Source organism: Geomonas subterranea (assembly GCF_019063845.1).
Taxonomy (GTDB): domain Bacteria; phylum Desulfobacterota; class Desulfuromonadia; order Geobacterales; family Geobacteraceae; genus Geomonas; species Geomonas subterranea.
Genome location: NZ_CP077683.1, coordinates 3,140,981 through 3,164,546, shown reverse-complemented (window position 1 = coordinate 3,164,546; position 23,566 = coordinate 3,140,981). Strand labels below are relative to the sequence as shown.

Annotated in this window: 21 protein-coding genes and 2 pseudogenes; 14 read left to right on the top strand and 9 right to left on the bottom strand. The window is 60.2% G+C overall.

Annotation, left to right across the window (positions count from 1 at the left end; translation table 11 throughout):
• The first annotated feature begins 9 nt into the window (after positions 1-9).
• Entirely contained in the window at positions 10-2,169 is a 2,160-nt protein-coding gene (locus KP001_RS13780) for a GAF domain-containing sensor histidine kinase (protein WP_217286188.1), read from the top strand.
• Here the strand turns inward: KP001_RS13780 and KP001_RS13775 are convergent.
• From KP001_RS13775 to KP001_RS13760, 4 genes are all read right to left on the bottom strand, one after another.
• Entirely contained in the window at positions 2,135-5,278 is a 3,144-nt protein-coding gene (locus KP001_RS13775) for a DNA polymerase III subunit alpha (protein ID WP_217286187.1), read from the bottom strand. The genes KP001_RS13780 and KP001_RS13775 overlap by 35 nt on opposite strands.
• Before the next feature lie 169 nt (positions 5,279-5,447).
• A complete protein-coding gene (locus KP001_RS13770; protein ID WP_217286186.1) occupies positions 5,448-6,698 on the bottom strand; it encodes a DNA polymerase Y family protein in 1,251 nt (416 codons plus the stop codon).
• Positions 6,674-7,417, bottom strand: a complete 744-nt coding sequence (gene lexA / locus KP001_RS13765) for a transcriptional repressor LexA (RefSeq protein WP_217286185.1) — start codon at positions 7,415-7,417, stop codon at positions 6,674-6,676. The genes KP001_RS13770 and lexA overlap by 25 nt, the downstream gene beginning before the upstream one ends.
• 321 nt (positions 7,418-7,738) lie before the next feature.
• Positions 7,739-7,954, bottom strand: coding sequence for a flavodoxin (locus tag KP001_RS13760; protein ID WP_217286184.1), 216 nt, complete (start codon positions 7,952-7,954; stop codon positions 7,739-7,741).
• Positions 7,955-7,962: 8 nt separating this feature from the next.
• On the opposite strand from KP001_RS13760, the pseudogene KP001_RS13755 reads away from it, so the two are divergent.
• Positions 7,963-8,178 (top strand): annotated as a pseudogene (locus KP001_RS13755) (helix-turn-helix domain-containing protein); the annotation flags it as partial.
• A gap of 62 nt (positions 8,179-8,240) precedes the next feature.
• Here the strand turns inward: KP001_RS13755 and KP001_RS13750 are convergent.
• From KP001_RS13750 to KP001_RS13740, 3 genes are read right to left on the bottom strand one after another with little or no spacing between them, the layout of a single operon-like run.
• Entirely contained in the window at positions 8,241-9,314 is a 1,074-nt protein-coding gene (locus KP001_RS13750) for an NADH:flavin oxidoreductase (RefSeq protein ID WP_217286183.1), read from the bottom strand.
• Positions 9,315-9,368: 54 nt separating this feature from the next.
• Positions 9,369-10,136, bottom strand: a complete 768-nt coding sequence (locus tag KP001_RS13745) for a 4Fe-4S binding protein (protein WP_217286182.1) — start codon at positions 10,134-10,136, stop codon at positions 9,369-9,371.
• 60 nt (positions 10,137-10,196) lie between these two features.
• A complete protein-coding gene (locus KP001_RS13740; protein WP_216511226.1) occupies positions 10,197-10,790 on the bottom strand; it encodes a TetR/AcrR family transcriptional regulator in 594 nt (197 codons plus the stop codon).
• Positions 10,791-11,194: 404 nt separating this feature from the next.
• On the opposite strand from KP001_RS13740, the pseudogene KP001_RS22400 reads away from it, so the two are divergent.
• The 11 genes and pseudogenes from KP001_RS22400 (at position 11,195) to KP001_RS13685 (ending at position 19,357) form a co-directional block, all read left to right on the top strand.
• Positions 11,195-12,174: pseudogene (locus tag KP001_RS22400) on the top strand (aldo/keto reductase).
• Between the two features lie 37 nt (positions 12,175-12,211).
• Entirely contained in the window at positions 12,212-13,039 is an 828-nt protein-coding gene (locus tag KP001_RS13730) for an SDR family oxidoreductase (RefSeq protein WP_217286181.1), read from the top strand.
• 194 nt (positions 13,040-13,233) lie between these two features.
• Positions 13,234-13,845: a flavodoxin family protein gene (locus KP001_RS13725; protein ID WP_217286180.1), complete on the top strand. Its 612-nt coding sequence runs from the start codon at positions 13,234-13,236 to the stop codon at positions 13,843-13,845.
• A 126-nt stretch (positions 13,846-13,971) separates the two neighbouring features.
• Positions 13,972-14,823 carry an aldo/keto reductase gene (locus tag KP001_RS13720; protein ID WP_217286179.1) on the top strand — a complete coding sequence of 284 codons (852 nt, stop codon included), beginning with the start codon at positions 13,972-13,974 and terminating at the stop codon, positions 14,821-14,823.
• 82 nt (positions 14,824-14,905) lie between these two features.
• On the top strand, positions 14,906-15,091 hold the full coding sequence (locus KP001_RS13715) for an aldo/keto reductase (protein ID WP_217286178.1): 186 nt from the start codon (positions 14,906-14,908) through the stop codon (positions 15,089-15,091).
• Positions 15,092-15,102: 11 nt separating this feature from the next.
• Positions 15,103-15,252 carry a cupin domain-containing protein gene (locus KP001_RS13710; RefSeq protein WP_217286177.1) on the top strand — a complete coding sequence of 50 codons (150 nt, stop codon included), beginning with the start codon at positions 15,103-15,105 and terminating at the stop codon, positions 15,250-15,252.
• A gap of 10 nt (positions 15,253-15,262) precedes the next feature.
• Positions 15,263-15,421, top strand: coding sequence for a hypothetical protein (locus KP001_RS13705; protein ID WP_217286176.1), 159 nt, complete (start codon positions 15,263-15,265; stop codon positions 15,419-15,421).
• Between the two features lie 1,025 nt (positions 15,422-16,446).
• The gene (locus KP001_RS13700) at positions 16,447-17,118 is read left to right on the top strand and encodes a hypothetical protein (protein ID WP_224961541.1); all 672 of its coding nucleotides are present in this window, start codon (positions 16,447-16,449) and stop codon (positions 17,116-17,118) included.
• Positions 17,119-17,263: 145 nt separating this feature from the next.
• Positions 17,264-17,608: a cupin domain-containing protein gene (locus KP001_RS13695; protein ID WP_217286175.1), complete on the top strand. Its 345-nt coding sequence runs from the start codon at positions 17,264-17,266 to the stop codon at positions 17,606-17,608.
• Between the two features lie 168 nt (positions 17,609-17,776).
• The gene (locus tag KP001_RS13690; RefSeq protein ID WP_217286174.1) at positions 17,777-18,493 is read left to right on the top strand and encodes a DUF2459 domain-containing protein; all 717 of its coding nucleotides are present in this window, start codon (positions 17,777-17,779) and stop codon (positions 18,491-18,493) included.
• Between the two features lie 255 nt (positions 18,494-18,748).
• Positions 18,749-19,357 (top strand): response regulator, encoded by a 609-nt coding sequence (locus tag KP001_RS13685; protein ID WP_239027780.1) that lies wholly within the window; start codon positions 18,749-18,751, stop codon positions 19,355-19,357.
• On the opposite strand, the gene KP001_RS13680 is transcribed toward KP001_RS13685, so the two are convergent.
• Entirely contained in the window at positions 19,340-19,558 is a 219-nt protein-coding gene (locus tag KP001_RS13680) for a hypothetical protein (RefSeq protein ID WP_217286172.1), read from the bottom strand. The two genes, KP001_RS13685 and KP001_RS13680, sit on opposite strands and share 18 nt — an antisense overlap.
• A gap of 15 nt (positions 19,559-19,573) precedes the next feature.
• On the bottom strand, positions 19,574-20,194 hold the full coding sequence (locus KP001_RS13675) for a class I SAM-dependent methyltransferase (protein ID WP_217286171.1): 621 nt from the start codon (positions 20,192-20,194) through the stop codon (positions 19,574-19,576).
• A 319-nt stretch (positions 20,195-20,513) separates the two neighbouring features.
• Here KP001_RS13675 and KP001_RS13670 point away from each other — a divergent pair, with 319 nt between their 5' ends.
• Positions 20,514-23,531: a response regulator gene (locus KP001_RS13670; RefSeq protein ID WP_239027779.1), complete on the top strand. Its 3,018-nt coding sequence runs from the start codon at positions 20,514-20,516 to the stop codon at positions 23,529-23,531.
• Positions 23,532-23,566: the final 35 nt, after the last annotated feature.

Sequence of the window (23,566 nt, the reverse complement as noted above, 5' to 3'; positions counted from 1 at the left end):
CCCTTGACGATGGATGAGCAGCCCCTCTACAACAGCAAAATCATCAGGATCTTCGTGAGCCTGCTGGAGAAGAAGTATCCGCAGGTGGACGTTCCGGAGCTGCTGCGCTACGCGGAAATCACCCCGTTTGAGCTGAGCGACGAAGGGCATTGGCTCACCCAGCGCCAGGTGGACCGCTTCCATACCCGCATGACGCAGATGGTGGGGAGTGACATCGCCAGGGAGGGGGGACGTCACGCGGCCTCGGCCGGCGCCCACGGCATGATGATGAAATACACCTTTGGCCTCATCGGCCCGGCCAACACGCTGCTCGCGATAGGGAAATGTTCCGGCCACTTCAGCAGGTCCGCGACCTACGATGCGACCAAACTGGCAGACAACAAGGTGGAGATCACCGCGGTCCCGCACGAGGGGGTGGAGGAACAGCCCTACCAGTGCGAGAACCGCATCGGCATCTTCGAGGCGGTGGTGATGCTGTTCAATTACGAGCCACCTGAGATCGAGCACCCGGAGTGCATCTTCCAGGGGGGGGAGTGCTGCCGCTACATCGTGTCCTGGAACAAGAAGCTGTACGCATCCGTGCGCAGCGCCAGGAACCGCCTTCTCCCGCTCGCCCTAATCGTCTATGCGCTGCTGCAGCACTTCTGGCAGGTGGGGCACCTGGTGGAATTCCTTACCAGCCTGGCCTTCTTCGCACTGGGGACTTCCTACTTCGCGCAGCGTCTGGAAACTCGCGAGATCGAGACCGCACTGGCCCAGGTGAAGGAATCGACCGAGCAGGTGCTCGCGCAGATGGGGGTCAACTACAACAACGCCCGGATGGTGAACGAGGTCGGTCAGGCCCTCAGCAGGCAGAGCGGGATCGACCAGGTGCTGGACAGCGTCATCCAGGTGATCGAGAAGCGGCTTGGGTACGACCGCGCCGTGATCATGCTGGCCGATGCCAGGAAATCGCGGCTGACCTTCCGCACCGGCTACGGTTATACCGACGCCCAACGCGACGCGCTGACCAACGCCTCCTTCGACCTCACCGCAACCGATGGCCGTGGCATCTTCGTCACCTGTTTCCGCAACAACCAGAGCAGATTCGTGAGCGACTTCACCGAGGTGGAGCACCTGCACACGCCGCGCAGCCTCGTGCTGTCGCAGGAACTGGAGGCGCGTTCCTTCATCTGTTGCCCCATCGCCTGCGACGGAGAGGTTTTCGGCATCCTGGCGGTCGACAACAAGAAATCGCAGCGCCCGCTGATGCAGAGCGATCTGAGCCTTTTAACCGGCATCGCTCCGGTCATCGGCATGAGCCTGCGTAACGCCATCTCCCTGGAGCGGGAGCGGCGCATGTCGGAGCAGATCCGGCAGTCACAGAAGATGGAATCGGTCGGAGTGCTCGCCGGCGGCATCGCCCACGACTTCAACAACCTGCTCACCGGTATGATGGGATTCGTCGCGCTTGCCCAGATGAACATGAAAAGGGACGACCCCGCACAGGGGTACCTGGAGCAGGTGTTGAACGCCGCGGAGCGGGCCGCCTCGCTGACCCAGGGGTTGCTCGCCTTCAGCAGGAAACAGGTCAACCATCCTGAACCGGTCAACCTGAACCAGGTGATCGAAAATCTGCGCAAGCTCCTGAGCCGGCTGGTGACTTTCAGGATCACGCTGCAGTTCGATCTATGGCCTGAGAAACTTGCGGTCGTCGCGGATTCCAGCCAGATCGACCAGGTGATCACCAACCTGGTCAACAACGCGCGGGACGCCATGCCCGACGGGGGGACGCTCACCATCGGCACCGGCATGATGGAGATGAACGACGAGTGGATCGATTCGCGGGGATACGGGAGGCCGGGGAGTTACGCCGTGCTCACGGTTTCAGACACCGGCACCGGTATCGATGAGGCGACCAGGGCCCACGTGCTGGAACCTTTCTTCACCACCAAGGAGGTCGGTAAGGGGAGTGGCCTGGGGCTTGCCATCGTGTACGGCATCGTCAAGCAGCACGACGGGTACGTCGAGATCGACAGCACTCCCGGAGTCGGCACCACCCTCAACGTCTACCTCCCGCTTCTCACCGGCGCGGCCGCGGCGGGAATTCCCGACCTTACCGGCGCCGACGCGCAGGGTGAGGGGGGGAGGCCCTTCAACCGTCCAGGAAACCGACCCATTTCACCCTGATGGTGGCCACGCCGAACTCCTCCTCGACCACCCCTTTTATGAGGTAGGGACGGCGCTGCGACAGCTTGCGGCAAAAGCGGGCATAGATGTCCGGGAAAAACGTGGCGTCGAAGATCGCCGTCACGTCCTCGAACGACACGAACTCCATGGGGCGGCCGTGCTTGTCTTCCACCGTCTTGGTCGTGATCCACCATCCCACCATGGTCACCCACTTCCCCGAATGTTTGATCAGCTCCGACGCCTTGATGGGCCTGTGCCTCTGCCACTGTGCCTTGTACAAGGTGAGCGGGTGCCGCGAGGCCAGGAAGCCGAGCGCCTCCACTTCCTGCCTCAAGACCGTCTCCGCGTCGTAGGGGGGTGGCGTGGGGAGCTCGGTTTTCTGTTCGAAAAGGAGCGCCGTCGCCTGCTGCTGGAAATGGAGCAGTTCCCACAAGAGCGCTGGTCGCCTTTGTTCCCCCTCCACTGCGTCGAAGCATCCCGCCTTCACCAGCCGCTCCGCGTCCGCCCGCTGTACGCTGGCCCGGCGCAGGAAATCCTGGAACGACGTGAAGGCCCCCTCCCGGCGCTCCTTGAGGAGCCGCTGCGCCCCCTCCCGGGTCAGCCCGTCGATCTGCATCAACCCGATCCGCAGCGTTTTCTCGAAGCCCGTGTAGTGGTAGTCGCTCTCGTTGATGTCCGGCGGCAGTATGGTGAGCCCCAGCCTGCGCCCCTCCGATAGGTAGGCGAATGGCGAGTAATACCCCCCCTGGTTGGAGATGACCGCCGCGATGAACTGCGCGGGGTGGTTCGCCTTCATGTAGGCCGCCTTGGCACTCAACAGGGCGTAGCTCGCCGAGTGCGGCTTGCAGAAGGAATATCCGGCGAAGGAGAGGATCTGCTCCCAGATCGCGTCCAGCACCGGTTCCGTGACGCCCCGCTCCTTTCCTCCCGCGATGAACTTGGCCCGGAAATCGGCAAGTCTCTTCTCCCGGTGCTTCTTGGTGATCACCTTCCTGAGCAGGTCCCCTTCGCTGGCAGAGAAACCGGCCAGTTCCATGGCGATCTGCGTGATCTGTTCCTGGTAGATGGCGATGCCAAGCGTCTCCCCGAGGACCGGTTCCAGCAGCGGGTGCAGGTGCGACCATTTCTTACCCTGCATCCTGGCCACGTACTCCTGGATGAAACTGTTGGCGGCGGGACGGATGATCGAGGACGCCTGCACCAGCACCTCGAAGAGGTCGATGGCGAAGGTCTCCGGCGGCGCCGTCGAACTCCAGATCTTTCTTAGCAGCAGGCGCACCGAGGGGGATTCAAGGTAAAAGCAGCCGATGGTGAGTCCCCGGCGCATCAGGCTCTGGGTCCGGCCGTCATCCAGGGGGCGCCAGCTCGCGTAGTCGATTTCGATCCCTGTCTGTTCCTTCACCGCGGCCATTGCGTCCCGGATCACCGCGAGCGATCGGTTCCCGAGGATGTCGATCTTCACCAGCCCTGCGTCCTCGGCCTGGTCCTTCTCCCACTGGATCAGGGGGAGCCCCTTGTGCGAAATCTCCACCGGAACGTACCTGCGGATCTCGTCGGGGACGATGACGAGCCCCCCGCAGTGCAGCGAGAGGTGGCGCAACTGACCGTTCAGGTGGCGCGCCGTGGCGACGATCTCCTGCCAGTCACGCGAGAGCGTCTCCCCCTGGAACAGCGGGTGCCCGGACATCGCGGCCGCGCTTTGTTCCGCGCGCCAGAAACCGGAGATGCGTTCCGTCATCTCCTTGATCTCGAAGTCGGGCAGCCCGTAGACCTTGGCCACCTCGCGCAGGGCCGACCTCCCCTTGAACCCCACCTGGTTCGCCACCATCGCCGCGCGTCTCGCGCCGTAGCGGGCGAAGGCGAAGTCGAGGATGGCGTCGCGTTCATCCCAGGGAAAGTCCACGTCGATGTCGGGAGGGTCGCTGCGTCCCTCGTTCAGGAATCGTTCGAAGAAGAGGTTGTGGCGGATGGGATCGACGTGGGTGATGCCGAGGCAGTAGGCGACCAGCGACGCCGCCGCGCTCCCCCTGCCGCAGGTGCGCTGGGACTGCCGGGTGATCTCCTCCACCACCAGGAAGTAGTGGGCGAACCCCTTGTCGCGGATGATGGCGAGTTCCTTGGCGAGGCGCGCCTCCACGTCGGGCGCGATGGACCCGTAGCGCCAGAGGGCCCCCTCCCGCGCGCGCTGGTTGAGCGTCTCGAAGGCGTCGTCGTTGCCCAGCCCGCGGAAGGCGGGGAAGATGGTGGTGGAGAGGTCCCAATCCCGGCGGCACATGGTAGCGATGCGCAGCGAGTTCTGGAGCGCCTCCGGGCAGTGCGGGAAGAACTCCGCCATCTGGTTCGGAGAGAAGAGCACATCCGACTCCGATGCCGTCAGGTCCGGCGTCAGTCGGGACAGTTTCGTGTTGAGGTGAATGGCCCGCAGCACCCGGTGCAAGTGGAAGTCGCCGATATCCCCCCGTAAAGGGGACTGGCTCCGCCAGGTGCCTGTCCCCTTTACCCCTGTTCCCTGAACCACGTGATGGGACTCGTCCCCATCCTCCCTCTCCCCCTGGGAGAGGGTCGGGGTGAGGGTGTCGGCCGCATGGGACCCTGGTGCGCAGCGCGCAGCGCGAAGGACAGCCCTCGCCGTCGCCACCGCCGGCAGCCGCAGTTCCCGCGACAGCGCCAGTGCGCTGTGCATGTCGTGTCCAGGCGACAGTTCCACGAAAAGCCCATCCTCCGATACCCGCTTCAACGCAGATAGCAGGCGCCGGTCGTCGCTCACGACGATTACGCCGTGCCGGTAGCGGGAGAGCGCTTGGCAGAGGTCGAAAGAGTTGTCGCAGTGGAGGTCCGAGAGGAGGCGCGAGATGTTGGCGTACCCCTCCTGGTCAGCCGCGAGCAGCACCGCGCGATTTTGTTCCGTCACCGCCTCCGTGCCGATGATGGGGGAGATGCCCGCCTCGCGCGCCGCGTCGAGAAAGCGTGGCACCCCGTAAAGCCCGTTGCGGTCCGTGAGAGCGAGCGTATCGAAGCCAAGGCGCGCCGCCTCCGCGCACAGCGCCTCCGGCGAGTGGACGCCCCAGTTGGGAGAGAGGGATGAATGTACGTGGAGATGGACGAACATCAGGAAACCTAATTGACAGGGATAAAAGGGATACAAGGGATGAACACGGGCTCCGCCCCCGGAGGGGGAGGGCCAGGGAGGGGGAGGTTTAAGGACGTGGCCGTTAGGTCTTAACCAGAAGTCTGGTTTTTCCGTTATCCCTTTTATCCCCTTTATCCCTGTTAATACCTTAGTTTTTAGTGACCGTCATGTACTTGTTCTGCTCCGGATCCCATTCCGGCGGCGCCTCGCTGGCGACCGTGACCTCACGGCGCGCCGCGAGCCCCTTCCCCCAGCGCACCGCGTTTTTTCCGTGCTTTTCCCGCAAGAGATCCAGCGTCTCCTGCAGGTCGCTCTCCTTCCTGGACACTTGCGCCGGCACGACCGCAAAGAGATCCATCTGCCCCGCATCCTCCGCCACCTGGTCACAGCTCAGCCGCAGACTCTTCACCCGCTGACGCCTCTTGCAGGTGGCGAAGAAGAGCTCCTCCACGGCCGCAAGCAGCGGCAGATCCAGCGACGCCGGCACCGGCAACACCTTCTTCCCCTGCTGTGTGACGCCGTCCGCGTATATGACCGAGAGCGTGATCTTGCGTGCCCCCTTGCGCAGACGCCGCAACCTCAGGCCGCATCCTTCCACCAGCCGCAGCAGCTCCGAAAGCAAGATGGCGTCGTCGTTCTCCTCCTGCTCCAAAAGCCCTTCCTCGACGATCTCCGTCGACATGCGCGGCGGCTGCACGGGAGAGCGGTCGATGCCGCAGGCCCGGTCGTGCAAGAGGGGCGCGAACGGCCCCACGGCCAGCCGCAGTTGCGGTACCGAGAGCGCCGCGACCTCTTGCACCAGTTTCAGGTTGAGATCACGAAAGAGGAGCGTCTGCCGCGACTCCCCCACGCCGGGCAACACCGACACCGGGAACGGCGCCAGGAAAGGACGCTCGGCGCCGTGGAAGACGTCATATACTCCCGGCTCCCGCATGGTGTCCGCCGCGACCCGCGACACCAGCTTGTTGCCCCCCGTCCCGGCCATCGCCTCCAGCCCGAGTTCGCCCGCGATGGACTTCTCCAGGCGCGCCGCCACGTCGCGCGCCGGGCCGAAGAGTCTTCTCGATGCCGTCACGTCCAGGAAGACCCGTCCCGCCCCCGGTTCGACCATGGGGGTGAACTCCGCCGAGAGCTCCATGAGCGCCTGGCTCCCCCTGGCCATCAGGTGCGGATCCGGCGCGATGACGATGAGCGACGGGCAGGACCTGCGGGCGTGATAAATCGGCGTCCCCACATGCACCCCCTCGGCGGCAGCCTCCGATGAAACCGACTGCAGCAGGGCGCGCTCCGAGTTGAGCGGGGCCACCGCCACGGGGCGACCGCGCAACTGCGAATGGATCACCCGTGCCAGCGCGATGGGAAAGGCGGGCACGGTTATGTGGAGGATTTCCCGGTCCACTTGCGATAAAACCTCATGGAGCCCACCAACACTCCCCTGATATGAAACTCGTCCTCTTCGGTAACCGTGATGGGGCTCATCGCCGAGTTGGCGGGGACAAGCTGGATGGTATTTCCCTTGCGCAGGTACTTCTTGATGGTTATCGAGCCGTTCACCTCCGCGATCACCGTCTGGCCGTTTTCCGCGACCGACTGCGGGTGTACCGCCACGTAATCGCCGTCCATGATCCCCATCTCGACCATTGAATCGCCGCGTACCTCGTAGACCACGTTCCCCGGCCCCGCCATGGCGGAGGGGACCTCGATGGCGTCCGCCAATTCAAAAGCGTGCACCGGCTTTCCCGCCGCCACGATACCCACCAGTGGCAGTTCCAGGAAACTTACATTTCCCCCCTGTCCAAAAGCCCCCGCCGTACCCCCCCCCTTTTTTGCACGTGAAGGTGTCGTACGCGTTCCCCCCTTTGCGAAGGGGGGACTGGGGGGATTTGCCTTTTGTCTGTCCAGCGTCCCAGCAGTCGATGCCGCCAACTGCAGCCCCCGCTTGGCATTAGCCTGGCGCGCCAGGTGCCCGTGTCGTTCCAGCGAGCGGAGGTAGTGCTGCACCGTTCCCAGGGACTCGAAGCCGCACCCCTGCGCGATCTCCATCTGCGAAGGCTGGTAGCCGTGGTGGTCCACGAAAGCCAGGATGAAATCAAGCACCCTCTTCTGTTTAGGCGTCATCCCCACCTCCATTCAACGTCCTTTACCCGTAACACGTGGTGTCGCAATCTCCCGTCGTCTAGCGTCCACATTCCCTATCCCTCAGTGGGAGGCGCAGGGGCGAGGGGAGATCGTCGGGATCCGGTGTGCGAGAATACTCGTAAGTTTGTCGCAAGTCAAGGGCGGGCGAATGCGGAGTTGTTGGTGGTGGGCAGCATGGTAGATGGTAGGAGAGGATGAAACTCCGTACGAGTCGACGCGACTGGGAAGGAGTGAAATGTGTCAGCGGCAACAGAGCGCGGGAAGAAAGCTCATAAGAGGTTGGATACGGCAGTTCACGCTTTACGGACGCGGGAGCCCGAGCCATTTCCGGATCGCATCCTCCGCAGTCCGAACGCTGCCGCCCACGATGGGGAGCCCCCTCAACACCGTTGCCGCCGGGCAAACCTTGCGGATATCGTTCTCGCTGCGTCCCATGCCACTCCCTTCGTGGGTGCAGAACGGGATGATGGTCTTTCCAGAGAAGTCATATCCTTCCAGAAAGGTGAAGACTGCCATGGGCATGGACCCTGACCGCCATGAGTCCGCTGCAGTACCAGAAAATGCTGCGCCTGAACGAGGCCCGGCGCCTGATGCTGGCTGAGCGCCTCGATGCTACAACGGCAGCTTTCAACGTGGGGTACGAGAGTGCTTCGCAGTTCTGCCGCGAGTACGGCCGTCTCTTTGGTGCGCCTCCCTTGAGAGACATCAACAGACTGCGGCAGACATCTGCCGCAGCCTGAGAAATTCAGCGGGAGCTTGACGGCGTCTTTTGTACCTGTAGATCATCAGACGTAGCAAGCCTCTATGCTTCAGCGCTGAACACGCAAGCGGTCCCGTTCAGCTTGAAACATCTGTTGCAGGAAATGCAAAGCGCGCGACGGCGGTCTCCTCCTTGCCAGCGTTCAACCAGGTTGGGCTCGCGGATCAGCGGCCGGGACAGGGATGCTGCGGTGACCCCCGTGTGCTGGATAAATTCGGTCATGGCGTCGAAGTCGCGGTTTCCTCCAACCGCGATCACCGGAACCGGGAGCTCCTGTGCGAGGTGCTCGGCAGACGAGCCAAAGTACCCCTCTTCCTTTCGGCAGGGACCCGCGCTCGGCGGTGACGACGCATATCCTCCGCTGACCTCAATGGCGTCTATCCCCAGTTCGACGAGCCTTCTGCAGACAAACCGGCACTCATCGAAGGTCATCCCCTGTTCAATAAAGTCTTCGCTGTTGATCTTGATCAGCACTGGGTACGCCGGTCCCACCTTTTCGCGTACCGCGCAGTAGGTTTCGAAGAGCGCCCGCCCCCTGTTCTCGATGGAGCCGCCGTATTCGTCGCTGCGGCGGTTGTAGTAGGGAGTCAAGAACCGGCTCAGCAGATACCCGTGCGCCATGTGCAGCTGAACCCCGTCGAATCCGGCCTGCTTCGCTCTCAGGGCCCCCATTGCGAAGTCCTCCTGCATGCGGGCGATCTCCTCCCTGCTCATTTCCCGTGGCGTTTTCTCAAAGGCAACATCTTTGACGGCACTGGGACCCCAAATTGTTTTGTCCCCGGCAGGGGAGTAGCACTGTGACCCCAAAAAGGCGAGTTGGAGGATAATTGCGGCTCCGTGGTTGTGCACGGCGTCCGTCATGGTCCGGTACTCGGCGCTGAAAGAATCGTCGCGGAAGGACATCTGGCCGCTTTCCAACTGCTCCGCATCGCTCACCGAGGTGAGACCGGTGATGATGGTCCCCACCCCCCCCTTAGCGAGATCCTCGTAAGTCTTGTAGAGTCTTGCAGTGGGGTGCCCCTTGTCGTCGGAGAATCCGTCGTAGGTGGCTGAGCGAAAAAAACGGTTCTTCAGCTTCATTCCGGCAATGGTGATCGGGTCGAACAGAGTCTTCATTTTCCCTCCTGGGTTCATTGTTCCGTTAACTTTGCCGGCACATGAACCTGGCGTTTAATTTCTGAGGCCAATCGGGCACACCGAGAAGCAGCGAAAGCAGTAATATTGATAGCCAATGGAACCTGCCTGGTACAGGCTTAAGTACTCCGGACTCTGGAGCATCGCCTTCTGCTCGTCGCGGGTCGCATCACCATAGCGGGACCAGAAAGCGATATTGGCCCCCATTCCGAATGGCTGACTCTTTCCTAGACATTTCCGCACTTCAGTCTTTCCCGCATCGTCGAGTGCACCTGCAGGGCAGTTGCTCACGCACAGTCCGCAGTCGGTGCAGGAATTGATTTCCACGGGCACATCCGGCGCAAGTTCAAGTTTGGTAAGTATTGCCGTGAAAATCACCCTGGTCCCGAAGCGAGGATGAACAACCAAATTGTGGCGGCCAAAGGTGCCTAGTCCCGCGGCGACAGCAGCATGACGCAACGACACTTCACCTACTCCGATCTTTCCGGGGGTGTTGAAATCCATCGGATATCCGACTGGAACGGTCATGGCGGGGCTGCCGAGCGTACCTTCCACAAAGCGGCCCATACGGTAACAGGCGGAACGGGAAAATTCCATGAGATCGAGCCTGGCGCTCATTGCCATCTGTGGGCTTGAGCTTTCGCATGCCGCGAGTTCCCGAAACGCCATGACGATCATGGATCTGGCGCCGGGGAACAGAGACTCAATTGAAGGAGAGTTGGGACTGCGATAGTCACAGACCGATGCGAACCCAACATCATCTACACCCCACCCAAGGGCTAAATCGCGTATGCGTTCTTTCATCTCTACTCCTCTCAACTATTTAGACCGGTCTATGTAGTGTTGGGCGCAAAAAAAAACTTATTATCCTTCTCGCTGAGAGAGAAAGACATTGAAATATAAGTGGATGAAATCTTTTAATGGCTGTGCGGACTTTTTCACCTTTGAGCGAAGCAGTGCTCCCTGGAATGACGAAATCAGGTTTTCCGCCAGCATTTCAACGTTTATTTCTGCGGGAATGGTATGCGCATCCTGGGCTTGCAGGAGTAATTCTGACAACCCCTTTGTCCAGTTTTGCAGAGATTGCTCAAGGCGTTGCCGAACGTTCTCGAAATGGTCGGACATCTCCAGGCCCAGGTTGCCAAGCAAGCACCCCTTGGAGCAATCATTACTCTCAAATATGGCGATGATGGTTTCGAAGCTCTTTTTGACACGTTCCAGCGGTGGTAAAGAGTCGTCGGCCAAAATGGGATAGAGGACTTCCATCCTGTCCTCGACAAATTTATCGATAATGGCAAGGCCGAATTCTTCTTTGCTGGAGAAGAAGTTGTAAAAAGAACCCTTTGGGATCTTCGCCTGCTTCAGAATCGTCTCAACACCGGTAGCACTAAACCCCTTGCTTAGCACGAGGTCGAGCCCGACCTGGACGATGTCATCTTTATTGTGAATTCGTTTCATGGCATCGGACTTTAGACCGGTCGGTCTAATGTGTCAAGAAGTTTTCCTCAGGATGGTTTGACTGTGCCTCACACATCACCTCAAGAAACAGCAATCGCCGCCCTTTAGGTCTAGCCGATGGACCGGATTTTCTTTTCCCTCCCCGGTCCAATGAGCAAATATCATTTCTCCGCCCACCGGCAGTGGTATCCATGCCTGCACCAGCGCTCTCGTGGATATTTAGTTGTTTGCCCGCAACACACCTCCTATCCGTTGCCGTGGCGCCCCCTTGTCCCGATACACCACTTTTTTTTATATCCAGACGATCAGGCAAAAATAAGACAGGATCTAACTACCTCCTTTTATTGCACGGGTGTACGATTCAATCATCAGCACGCTCCTGCAAACAGTAAACGGAGGACAGTATGAAAAAGCGAAAATTGGGGAACAGCGGTTTGGAGGTATCGGCCATCGGCATGGGTTGCATGAACTTGAGCTTCGGTACTGGCAAAGCGGTCGACATCAGCGAAGGGGTCGAGGTGATCCGGGCCGGCTATGAGCAAGGCATCACCTTCTTTGACACCGCGGAGGCGTACGGCCCTTTCACCAACGAGGAACTGGTCGGCCATGCGCTTGAGCCATTCCGCAAGGAAGTAATCCTCGCCACCAAGTTCGGCATGATTTCCGAGGATGGCGGACTCAACAGCCGTCCTGAACACATCAAAAAGGTCGCGGATGCTTCGTTGAAAAGGCTGAGGACAGACTACATCGACCTGTTCTACCAACACCGGGTCGACCCGAACGTGCCGATCGAGGATGTGGCCGGGGCAGTAAAGGAGCTGATCGACGCAGGGAAGGTCAGGCATTTCGGTCTTTCCGAGGCAGGAGCCGACACTATTCGCCGCGCTCACGCGGTGCAGCCGGTGGCCGCAGTGCAGAATCAGTATTCCATCTGGACCCGGGAGCCGGAAGCCGAGGTGTTGCCGGTGTGCGAGGAGTTGGGGATTGGCTTCGTCCCTGGGGCCCCCTCGGCACTGGCTTTCTGACTGGTGCCATCACCCCCGACACCGAGTTCGACAGTGCGACCGACCTGCGGGCCACCTTCCCCCGCTTCACACGGGAAGCGATGAAAGCCAACATGCCCCTGGTGGAAATGCTAAACGACATTGCCCGCGGCAAAGGAGTCTCTACGGTGCAGATCGCCCTGGCGTGGCTGCTGGCACAAAAGCCGTTCATCGTCCCCATTCCTGGCATGGATAAGCTCGAATACATAGAGGACAACATAAAATCCGCCTCACTGGAGCTGACGCCGACCGACCTGCAAGAGATCGAGAGGCGGCTTGCGGTGATCGCCATCCAGGGAGACCGACTCTCCAAAGAACTGCTGTCCCTTTCGGAGGAATAGCAGAGGAGTCTCGCAAAGCATTTGATAGGAGCTAGTTATGAGCAACGTAATCGTAGTTATCGGTGCCGGATCGATCGGCCAGGCTATAGCGCGGCGGGTCAGCGTCGGCAAGCACGTCCTGCTGGCCGATCTACGTCAGGATAATGTCGAGGTGGCTGCGAAGGTCCTCGGCGATGCCGGATACAAGGTGAGCACGGCAATCGTCGATGTATCCTCGCGTGACTCGGTTCACACCCTGGTCGAGACGGCCACCGCGATCGGCCCCGTCTCTGGTGTCATTCATGCCGCTGGTGTTTCCCCCTCTCAAGCAGCACCGGCTACCATCCTCAAGGTCGATCTGTACGGCACGGCGCTGGTGCTCGAGGAATTCGGCAACGTGATCGTGCCTGGCGGGGCAGGGGTGGTAATCGCTTCCCAGTCCGGGCACCGCCTCCCGGCTCTGACTCCTGAGCAGGACAAGGCGTTGGCGACAACCCCTGCCGAGGAACTGCTCGCTTTGCCGATGCTCCAGCCGGACCAGGTGACTGACCCCCTCCACGCTTACCAGATTTCCAAGCGCGGCAACTCGCTGCGGGTCATGGCTGAGGCCGTGCGGTGGGGCAAGCGTGGCGCACGGGTCAACACGATAAGCCCGGGCATCATTATCACTCCTCTTGCTAATGACGAACTCACCGGTCCGCGTGGCGAGGGCTACCGCCGCATGATCGAGCTCTCTCCGGCCGGGCGTGCCGGAACCCCGGATGAGGTGGGGGCGGTTGCTGCTCTGCTGATGGGGCCGGACGGGACCTTCATCACCGGCAGCGATTTCCTGATGGACGGCGGGGTCACAGCCTCTTACTGGTTCGGCGATCTGGCGCCGAAGTGAGCGCAGGGCTCGCTGCCCCCGTAACCGAACGACTTCTTCATTTCTACATCTAAAAAAACTTTCAGGAGAACCAAAGTGAACAATTTCATTTTCAGCATTCCCACCACCGCTTACTTCGGCAAAGGGCAAATCGAAGGACGAGGCTCTTCAGATCATGCGGATGGCATTCTAAACGACAAGTGAAAGGAAAGTGAATGAAAGCAATTGCTATAAACGGCAGCCCTAGACCGGGCGGCAACACCGAGATTCTCCTTAAGAAAGCTCTGGAACCCTTGGAGGCGGCGGGTTGGGACACCGAGTACCTGCGGATAGGCGGGAAACCACTGCGGGGCTGCGTAGCCTGCATGCAGTGCGTCGAACGGCAAAACAGCAAGTGCGCCATCGAGAGCGACACCATGAACGAGTATATAGAAAAGATGTTTGCCGCCGACGCGATTATCCTCGGCTCGCCGACCTACTTTGCCGATGTCACTTCGGAGCTGAAGGCTCTCATCGATCGGGCCGGCTTTGTTGCGCTGGCGAACGGCGGCGCTTTCAGCGGCAAGATCGGGGCTGCGGTCGTGGCGGTCCGCCGCGGCGGTGCGACCCACGTCTTCGACACCATCAACCATATGTTCCTCACCTCCTCGATGATCGTCCCCGGCTCCCTGTACTGGAACCTGGGCGTGGGGTGTCTCAAAGAGGAGGTGCGAGGTGATGAGGAGGCACTGCACAACATGGAGCATCTGGGCCGGACCATCGCCTGGCTCGGCAAGGGCCTGGCGTCGGCCGACCCCTTTCCCAAAGTTGCCGTTGAACTGCATTAAATACGCGCCAAAAGCCGCAGTGCCTATGACCGCGTCCTGCTGTCAGGAGCCATTGCAGCTTTGGGTGCCGGTGTTTTCGCAGGCGTTGCGGCCGGGACCGTTTTTCTGTTCGAAAGGAGAAATAGCATGGAAAATATTACTTTGAATAACGGCGTGGAGATGCCCATTCTCGGATTCGGTGTTTTTCAGGTGCCTGATCCCCAAGAGTGCGAACGGAGCGTCTCTGATGCCCTTCAGATCGGCTATCGCCTGATCGACACCGCGGCGTCCTACATGAACGAAGAAGCCGTCGGTAGTGCGCTCAGCAAAAGCGGCGTTGCGCGGGACGAGCTTTTCGTCACGACGAAGCTGTGGATCCAGGATGCCGGCTACGAGAACACCAAAAAGGCCTTTGAAAAGTCGCTTAACAAGCTGCAGCTCGATTACCTGGACCTCTACCTGATTCATCAGCCTTTCGGCGATATCTACGGTTCGTGGCGGGCAATGGAAGAGCTCTATCGGGCCGGAAGGATCAGGGCGATCGGGGTCAGTAACTTCCAGCCTGACCGGGTGATGGACCTCATCGTCCACAACGACGTGGTTCCCGCTGTCAATCAGATCGAAACCCATCCCTTCTGCCAGCAGGTCGAAACCCAGGAATTCCTTCAGGAGAACCAAGTGCAGATCGAATCCTGGGGACCCTTTGCCGAAGGGAAGAACGATATTTTTACCAACGAGTTGTTGCTGTCTATCGGCAAGAAATACAACAAAACTGTCGCGCAGGTTGTCCTGCGCTGGCTGACCCAGAGAGGAGTTGTTGCAATCCCGAAGTCTGTGCACCCCGCACGGATGAGGGAAAATTTCGACGTGCTTGATTTTACCCTTAGCGCTGAAGATATGGCGGCCATAGCGACCCTGGATCGGAAACAGAGCAGCTTCTTCGATCATCGTGACCCGATGATGGTCAAGTGGCTGGGCGAAAGAAAGCTCGATCTGTGAGTGACAGCGGAAAACATAACCCGGGGCTGAAACTCTCGACGGGGATTCCTGAACATCTCGAGCACATTTAAGGAGAATGATCATGCAAAAACGAATTCTTGGTAGGAGCCTCGAAGTCTCGGCCATTGGCTACGGCGCCATGGGGCTCAGCCATGGTTATGGACCGGCAACCGATAGGGAGGCGGCCGTTGCGCTTGTCCGGGCGGCCGCGGAACGCGGCGTGACCTTCTTCGATACCGCACAGATTTACGGCAGGCGAGGGAGCTAGGTGCCGGAGACGTGGTCGAAATCCCGGCCGACGTCAAACACTGGCATGGCGCGGCCAAAGATAGCTGGTTTGTGCACCTTGCCATCGAGGTCCACCCCGAAAAGGGACCAGCAACCTGGCTGGAGCCGGTAGCGGAAGTCGAATACGACAAATTGAGGTAAAGAGGATCATATGGCTATCAGCGAGACTGCAGAAAAAAACCATGACGAACTCTTTCCAAATCACCAGTCGACCCTGAAGGTCACCGACCCGGAAATGATCGAGGTGTTTGACAACTTCGCCTTCGACGAGGTGCTCAGCCACGGGAGCCTCGACTCCAGGAGGCGCTGATGATCATCCTGGCATCGAGCAGGCCGTGATATTCCGCGTTCCGGATGATGTGAACCCTTGACTGCCTCATGAAATCCAGCAGCGCTGGAATACACCAGTTCAAGGGCGCGTCACTTCGGCTTTGACATGTATGGAGGATCTCAATATAGTGCCGTGTATTTGTTGTAATACATGAAAGATAGTAATTGAGGCGCGTTTGTTTGTGCCGTTGCGAGAAAGGCTAAACCAGGTGGCGGAGCGGTGAAGCCTCTTCTCCACCCAAACGGTTGGCCCGATCACCGGTCGATTTCATGAATGGTAAGGCTATGATCAAAATCTGTTGTCCTCACTGCGGGTACAATAAGGAGTACGAAACCCTCCCTCGTCATGTTGGCCATGCCCAATGCCCAAGATGCAATAAAACCTTTCCCATAGCCCTGCCTGATCAAGGGGGACAAGCATCATCGGAAGGATCTCAGAGTGGAGGAAAAGTGCTGACTTGCCCGAGTTGCGACACTCTGATTTTCGCCGACGATGCGAAATGCTATTCGTGCGGTAAGATACTGGCTTCGGTCCCACCTCGTGAGCGCCCTGATGTTGAGTTGAAGGCATCAAGGTTTTTCTTCGGATGTGTCTGCATCGCGTTGTCGGTTGTTTTACTGGGCTTAACACTCTCTCCTGCGTCATATGTTAGCCACAAGGGCGTCGGTTCGGTTTCCCGTTCTGAAGGAGCCGACATCCTTCTCCTGTTGGGAATTGCGTGGTTGTTGGTGATAATTGTGGGATTTACAGGAATTAGGTTGATAAAGCCTACGCCGGTCCAATCACCTGCTCATCCAGGAAGAGGTGCCCCCCGCGTGAGAGAACGGGAGCGTTAGGCATTTTATACTCCGCACAAACAGCTGGTATAACTTCGCCTGGACCGCGTGGTCGATTGTATGCCTCAAGCCTTGCTCTGCTGCGGGGGATTCAGCTTCTGCTTGCCCCGCCTACGGGAGGAGGGGGAGCCGGTTTGGGAAGTTTAGACACTGGAATGTGAGATAACCATGACACAGATGGACGAGAATTCACCCAAGAAGGCCACCTGGCAGTCCCGCTGGCCGGCATTAAGTGCGTTGCTGGCACTTGGCGGCCTGTACGCCGCACTCCCCTCCTCTTTGCTGATTGGTGGGACGCGTTGGTTCCCTTTGGTCGTCATTTCCGCGCTTATCGTTCCTGTCCTCATCACGTATTACCAAGGCGCCCACACTGTAAACCAGGTGCTGGGTTACATCTTGAATGGCGTGGTGACGATTTTCCTGATCATCTCTTTGGCGTTGCTGATCAGGGCATTGCCTTCGCATAAGGAAATGCCGCAAGAGCTTCTGATGTCCGCTGCAGCTCTCTGGTTATCCAATATCTTGGTATTCGCATCGTGGTACTGGCGGCTGGATGCCGGTGGGCCGCACAAACGGGCTCTACGAGGGGATCACTCACAGGGCGCTTTCCTTTTTCCACAGATGACGATGGCGCCGGAAAGAAGGCATGCCGCGGGATTGCACGAGTGGTCACCGAATTTCATTGACTACCTCTTCCTCGCCTTTAATACCTCCACAGCCTTCTCCCCGACGGATGTACCGGTCCTGTCGCGCTGGGCGAAAGTCCTGATGATGCTGCAATCGATCATATCCTTGCTGGTCATTGCTCTACTTGCGGCGCGTGCTGTTAACATTCTGTGATCAATGCATGTGACGAGTATCGGGTGGGTCACCCCTTGACACGAGGCAACGGTAAAGAGCTACACTTCAAGAAGTAGAGGCTCCGACCGAAAACGGCAAGATTCTACATTGCGGCTGGTCCTGAAAGTACCAAGAGGAGAGCGCGATGAGCAACGAACAGGTGGCGCCTGAGACAAAAGGTGTAACGGTGAAGTTACTTGCGACGGTTGACCTTGGTCCCGAGATAGAGGGGATGGCGGGGCGCCAACTTCGTATGCGTTTGGTGACCATCGAACCCGGAGGCGTGTTCGGCCCGGTTCACGACCATAAGGACAGACCCGGCACCGTCTACATCCTGCAAGGAACGATCACTGACCATCGGGATGGAATCGCCACGGACTACGGACCAGGGGTGGGCTGGCCAGAGGATCGCAACACCACGCACTGGCTCGAGAACAGAGGAACCATTCCGGCCGTGGAGATCTCGGTCGATATAGTGAGGCAGGAGTGAGTTCATAGCAAAGTCTCCTCATGGTCTGGATGTTTGTGCAGGCCTCCCATACCGTGCCGGCATCTGGTCATTTGGTGGGACCATCACGCCTCGCTGTCGTGCTCCCTTCCAGTAGTGCTACTCCAAAGTTTAAAATTTCCTGTCATTATTTGCTGCGTGGAGGTTCTCATGGAAAAGACGCGCGGCAGCAAATCACTTCTTGCACGGGGACCGGCACTGCAATGGTGGGTGGTCCTGCTTCTTGTCCCCCTCGTGCTGGTGCTGAGCGGTTGCGCCGGCAGCAAAAAGTGGAACTACCTGCCGGCGACGCGGGCGGAGGAACGATCCATCTACGTCATCGCCCACGGCTGGCATGCGGGGATCGCTCTGTCGAGCGAAGACCTGGGTGAGGAGTTAGGCTTTGTCAGGGAGTACCTCCGTCCCGGGCGCTACTACGAGTTCGGATGGGGCGAGGCGGAGTTTTACCAGGCGGACAAGGTCACGGCGCCTATCTTTTTGAAGGCTGTGTTCTGGAGAAATCCCAGCGTCATGCACGTCTTCTCCATACCGGCAACACCGGCAGAACAGTTCAGCGGCAGCGACATGGTCGAGCTGAAACTATCGGAAACGGGATTGAAACATCTGAAGGACCAGCTGCGTGCGAGCTTCAAGTTCGACCCGGTGCGGCATCCTTACCCCTTGAAGGGGGCACCGCACCGGGAAAACCGGTTCTTCGAGGCCCGGGGCTACTACCTCATCACCCATACCTGCAACACCTGGACAGCCAAGGTGCTGGCAAGCGGGGGAGTGCCCATGGACACGCTCTTCACCCTGCGCTCGGCAGGCGTCATGAGGCAGGCGAAGAACGCCAAAAGGGCGTACCTGAAGTTACGGCCATCTGAGTAGGTGGTCCGGCCAAAAAGGTTACGCATTATCACATCCTTCCTCTTGTCTCTTATCTGGCAAGATTTAGCTGCCGATTTTTCAACTCTCTGAGAAAGTGTAAACATGGCAACTATTCACACCCCCTTTTTCTGAGAATGGAGAGCTGAATGTCCAGACTACTTCTCAGATGTCTTCTCTTATGCCTTTGCTTGATATCCCTGTTGGTCCTGCCATGCAATGTCGAGGCCTCCGTCCCCAAGAAAATCCTGGTGCTACATGGACAGGGAAACCCTTTCCAGGATCTTCGACCCCTTCTTCACCACCAAGTTCACCGGCAGGGGCCTTGGCATGGCGGCGGTGCTGGGCATCATCCGCGGCCACCAGGGGGCCATCAAGGTCTACAGCGAGCCGGGCCGGGGGAGCAACTTCAAGGTGCTGCTGCCGGCGAGCGGACGACCGCTCGAGGCGCCTGACGACGCCCAAGCGTGCGGGGTGGATGATGAAAGCTGGTGCGGCAGCGGCGTCGCCTTGCTGGTGGACGACGAGGAGACGGTGCGTGGGATCGGCGGCGACATGCTGCGCGAACTCGGCTTCGAGGTCCTCACCGCCGCCGACGGCTGCGAGGCGGTGCAGGTGTACGCCGCGCGGCCGGACATCGCCGTGGTCGTTCTCGACCTGACCATGCCGCACATGGACGGCGAACAGTGCTTCAGGGAACTGCGCGAGATCGATCCCGGCGCCCGGGTGATCATGTCCAGTGGCTTCAGCGAGTACGAGGTGACCCGCAAGTTCGCCGGAAAGGGGGTGGCCGGGTTTGTCCCGAAACCGTACAAGCTGTCGGTGCTGCGGGAGGTATTGAAGAGCTGTTTACCGGCCGCTGTGTGACGAGGTGGTGCCAGACCCGCTCCCCTGCCGGAACTGGGGCTGCACCTGGACATCGGGCACACCGAGCTCATGCTCAAGACCAGCAGCGCCGACGAGATCATCGAGCGTTTCGGCTCCCGTCTGGCGCACGTCCACCTTCATGACAACAAGGGGGGGGACGCCGACCTCCACCTCCCCCTCGGCGGGGCGTGCCGCGGGCAAGGCAAACCCGCTTCCTCACCCCTTTTGCGCGCAGCCGCGATAGACATACCCGGCAAGCCTTGGCACCCCCTCCATGTACCCGCAATCGAGTCTGTCGATCCTGAAGCCCGAAGTCTCGATCAGCCGCGGGATGGGACGATCCAGGTGACATCCTCCCGCCACCCGTTTCCACCACGGCGTGACCCGCCGCTGCCATCTCAGTACGCCGTCGTCGGGCGCGGCGCCGTGCTCGCAAAACAGCAGCCTTCCCCGCGGCGCGAGCACGCGCCGCATCTCCGCCAAAGCCCCGCGCCAGTCGGCTATGCTGCACAAGGTGAAGGTGAGGAGCACCGTGTCGACTGTCGCATCCTCCAGCGGGATGGCGGAAGCGGAGAGGTCGAGCCAGCGGACCTCGATCCCGCTTCGCCGCACGTTTTTCTCCGCCGCCTTGCGCATCCCCGGCGAAGGCTCCAGCCCCCAAAGGGAGCTCACCTTCTCCCTGTCGTAGAAAGGAAGGTTAAGCGCCGTTCCCATGCCTACCTCCAGCACGCGCCCGGTCGCCAGCGGGACGATCAGCTCCCGCTGGCGGGCAAGCGCCTTGAAACCGCAGGCGCAGTTGGTGAGATGGGGGAGAAACAGTTCATTGTAGACGTTCATGACTCCACCTCGCGCGGCATGGGCTGGGAGACTGCGCCAAGCGAAGGGGTGATCGGCGGCGATCTTTCTCCGCATAGATCCACATCCCCCCTCACCCGCCCTTCGGGCACCCTCTCCCACGGGGAGAGGGACTGGAACAGCGGAACATCATTCCTGGTCAGGAAGCAAAGACGGCACTCTTGACAGGTTAACTGCGGCGCGGCAATGACATATAGCACTCTCTCTTTCGGAATGTCACATTTTTGGCCGCTTTAATTTCTGCTAAGATACATAAAGCCTTCGGAGGCACTTTGTCAATGTTTCGCCCTTAGAGAGAGGTATGATGTTTCGCCCATCCTCGCTGTCCATCCGCTTTTTACTGCTGCTCATCGTGTTCGTCGTCGCTCTGCCGGCGGCCGGCGTCATCCTCTATTCCGGAATCGAGTTCCGCAACGCCATGCTGGAAGAGGCACGGCATGAGACCATGCAGCTAAGCGAGAGGATCGCGACCGAGCAGCACAACCTGGTTGTGGCGGCCGAGCAGCTGATGACCTCGCTGGCGCAGCTCCCCGAGGTGAAGGAACGGGACAAGTCGAAAGTGGAGCCGATCCTGAGGGAGCTGCTCAAGCTGAACCCGATGTACGGCAACATCACCATTTCGGACCCGCGGGGGAGGATGTGGGCGACCGCGGTCCCCACGAAACAGCCCCTCGACGTCAGCTCCAGGCGCTTCTTTAAAAACGCCGTCGCCAGCGGCAGGCTCTCCTCGGGCGAGTACATCGTGAGCCGGATCAGCACCAAGCCGGTCTTCAACCTGGGGTACCCGCTCAAAGACGAGCGGGGGGGGGCGGCGGGGGTGATCGGGGTCAGCATCAACATCGGCAATTACGGAAAACTGCTGCAGCAGATGAACCTCCCCCCGCGGTCCAGTTTTGTGATCCTCGACCACAAGGGCATCATCCTCGCCCGGGGTATCGACCAGGAGAGGTACGTCGGCAAGTCCTACCCGGAGGCGGCCTTTCGTAAGATACAGCAAGGACCGGATGTCGACACCCACGTCCGCGCCGGTCTGCAGGGCGACAACAGGATCATCTCCTACCGCAAACTGCGGCTGCCGGGGGAAACCACCCCCTACCTGTACGTGACGGCCGGCATACCCATCGAGGTGGCTACCCGCGATGCCCGCCGCGCGCTCGGCTACAGCATCGTGCTGCTGTCGTCGGTTCTGTTCCTCGCCTGTGGCTGCGCCATCGTGATCGGCAAACGCTGTATCGGCGACCGCATCAAGGTCCTCGAGGACGCCTCGGAGAGGCTCGCCGGGGGGGATTCCGAGGTCAAGATTTCCTCCCTCGTGGTGGGGGGGGAGCTTGGGAGCCTGGCCCGGAGCTTCGACGCGATGGCGGAGCAGTTGCGCGCCAGGGAAGACGCACTGGCCCGCAGCGAGGCGTTTTTGAATACGATCATCCAGACGGAACCCGAATGCGTGAAGCTCCTCGACAGAGAGGGGCGCCTGCAGATGATGAACAGTGCCGGGCTCGGGATGATACAGGCGGATTCGCTGGCCCAGGTGCAGGGGGCGTGCGTTTACGACCTGGTCGCACCGGAGTACCGGGAGGCTTTCATGGAGCTGACCCGGAACGTCTTTCTCGGCATACCCGGCAACCTGGTGTTCGAGGCGATCGGGCTTAAGGGGGGGCGGGTCTGGCTTGACACCCACGCCGTCCCCTTCCGCAACGATCATGGAGAGATCGTCTCGCTGCTGGGGATAACCCGGGACATCACCGGGCACAGAAAGAGCGAAGAGGAGCGACGTGAAAACCTGCTGCTGTTCGAATCACTGATGCAGTACTCCCCGATGGGGATCCGCATCTTCGACGGCGAGTCGGGGCAGTGCATCCTGTTGAACCAGGCCACCGCCGATATCGCCGGGGGCGACCTGGAGCAGATGCAGCGCCAGAACTTCCGGGATCTGCATTCGTGGCGGGAAAGCGGCCTCGTGGAGGTTGCGGAACAGGTGCTGGAAGACGGGGTGGCCCGGGTGCGCGAGGTAGACCTGCACACGAGCTTCGGCAAGGACGTCGCGATGTCCTACATCCTGTCCCGCCTGATGATCAGGGACAAGAAACACCTGCTGGTGGTGGGGCGCGATGTCAGCGATGAACGGCGCCTATCCCAGGAGAAGACGCAGATGGAAGCGCAGATCCTGCACGTCCAGAAGCTGGAGAGCCTGGGGGTGCTGGCCGGGGGGATCGCCCACGACTTCAACAACATCCTCATGGCCATCATGGGGAATGCCGAACTGGCGCTACTGCGGCTGCCACAGGAATCCCCGGCACGGAGCAACCTGCAGAACATCGAGAAATCGTCGCAACGGGCGGCCGACCTCGCCCAGCAGATGCTCGCCTACTCTGGAAAGGGGAGCTTCGTCATCGAGGTGCTGGACCTCAACTCCCTCATCAGGGAGATGAGCCACATGCTGGATGTATCCATCTCCAAGAAGGCGCAGATGCGCCTGGAACTGGCCGGCGACCTCCCCCCGCTGGAGGTGGACGCGACGCAGATCCGCCAGGTCATCATGAACCTCGTGATAAACGCTTCGGAGGCGATCGGCGACAGGGAAGGGGCGATCAGGGTCCGTACCGGCGTCAGGGAACTCGATGACGCCGCCCTGTCGCGGTTGTGGCTCAACGACCGGCTCCAGGAGGGGCTCTACGTCTACTTCGAGGTCGACGACGACGGATGCGGCATGGACCAGGAGACCCTGTCCAAGATCTTCGACCCCTTCTTCACCACCAAGTTCACCGGGAGAGGGCTGGGGATGGCTGCCGTCCTGGGGATCGTCCGCGGGCACAAGGGGACCATCGAGGTGCACAGCGAACCGGGGCGGGGAACCCTGTTCCGGGTGTACCTGCCCGCCTGCCGCGCCGAAAGCCGGCAGACCGCGCAAGAAGAGCGACACGCCATTGCGGCCTCCGGCTCAGGCACCGTGATGCTGGTCGACGACGAGGAGGCGATCCGCAGCCTGGGGCGGGAGATGCTGGAGAGCCTTGGCTACAGCGTGCTCACCGCCGAGGATGGCTTGGCCGCCGTGGAGATGTTCCAACGGTGCAAGGACGAGGTGGATTGCGTGATCCTCGACCTCACCATGCCTCACCTGGACGGAGAACAGGCCCTGCAGCTCTTGCGGTCGCTGGATCCGCAGGTGCAGGTGATCCTTTCCAGCGGCTTCAGCGAGCAGGAGATCACCGAGAGGTTCACCGGCAGGGGGCTGGCCGGGTTCATCCAGAAGCCCTACCGTCTGGCCGATTTGAGCCAGAAACTGCAGCGCATCCGCGCCAAGGAGCGACACAACCCCTGACCGGCCGGGAGCCGTCCGCCGCCATGGGGGCCGCC

Excerpts from the sequence above, each read along its gene's own strand:
- KP001_RS13760 (WP_217286184.1), bottom strand. The coding sequence starts at position 7,954 with ATGGCAGTCTTCACCTTTCTGGAAGGATATGACTTCTCTGGAAAGACC.
- KP001_RS13700 (WP_224961541.1), top strand. The coding sequence starts at position 16,447 with ATGACACAGATGGACGAGAATTCACCCAAGAAGGCCACCTGGCAGTCC.
- KP001_RS13695 (WP_217286175.1), top strand. The coding sequence starts at position 17,264 with ATGAGCAACGAACAGGTGGCGCCTGAGACAAAAGGTGTAACGGTGAAG.
- KP001_RS13670 (WP_239027779.1), top strand. The coding sequence starts at position 20,514 with ATGATGTTTCGCCCATCCTCGCTGTCCATCCGCTTTTTACTGCTGCTC.
- KP001_RS13745 (WP_217286182.1), bottom strand. The coding sequence starts at position 10,136 with ATGAAAGAACGCATACGCGATTTAGCCCTTGGGTGGGGTGTAGATGAT.
- KP001_RS13720 (WP_217286179.1), top strand. The coding sequence starts at position 13,972 with ATGGAAAATATTACTTTGAATAACGGCGTGGAGATGCCCATTCTCGGA.
- KP001_RS13685 (WP_239027780.1), top strand. The coding sequence starts at position 18,749 with ATGGACAGGGAAACCCTTTCCAGGATCTTCGACCCCTTCTTCACCACC.
- KP001_RS13675 (WP_217286171.1), bottom strand. The coding sequence starts at position 20,194 with ATGAACGTCTACAATGAACTGTTTCTCCCCCATCTCACCAACTGCGCC.
- KP001_RS13775 (WP_217286187.1), bottom strand. The coding sequence starts at position 5,278 with ATGTTCGTCCATCTCCACGTACATTCATCCCTCTCTCCCAACTGGGGC.
- KP001_RS13690 (WP_217286174.1), top strand. The coding sequence starts at position 17,777 with ATGGAAAAGACGCGCGGCAGCAAATCACTTCTTGCACGGGGACCGGCA.
- KP001_RS13715 (WP_217286178.1), top strand. The coding sequence starts at position 14,906 with ATGCAAAAACGAATTCTTGGTAGGAGCCTCGAAGTCTCGGCCATTGGC.
- KP001_RS13780 (WP_217286188.1), top strand. The coding sequence starts at position 10 with ATGGATGAGCAGCCCCTCTACAACAGCAAAATCATCAGGATCTTCGTG.
- KP001_RS13730 (WP_217286181.1), top strand. The coding sequence starts at position 12,212 with ATGAGCAACGTAATCGTAGTTATCGGTGCCGGATCGATCGGCCAGGCT.
- lexA (WP_217286185.1), bottom strand. The coding sequence starts at position 7,417 with ATGACGCCTAAACAGAAGAGGGTGCTTGATTTCATCCTGGCTTTCGTG.
- KP001_RS13705 (WP_217286176.1), top strand. The coding sequence starts at position 15,263 with ATGGCTATCAGCGAGACTGCAGAAAAAAACCATGACGAACTCTTTCCA.
- KP001_RS13750 (WP_217286183.1), bottom strand. The coding sequence starts at position 9,314 with ATGAAGACTCTGTTCGACCCGATCACCATTGCCGGAATGAAGCTGAAG.
- KP001_RS13725 (WP_217286180.1), top strand. The coding sequence starts at position 13,234 with ATGAAAGCAATTGCTATAAACGGCAGCCCTAGACCGGGCGGCAACACC.
- KP001_RS13740 (WP_216511226.1), bottom strand. The coding sequence starts at position 10,790 with ATGAAACGAATTCACAATAAAGATGACATCGTCCAGGTCGGGCTCGAC.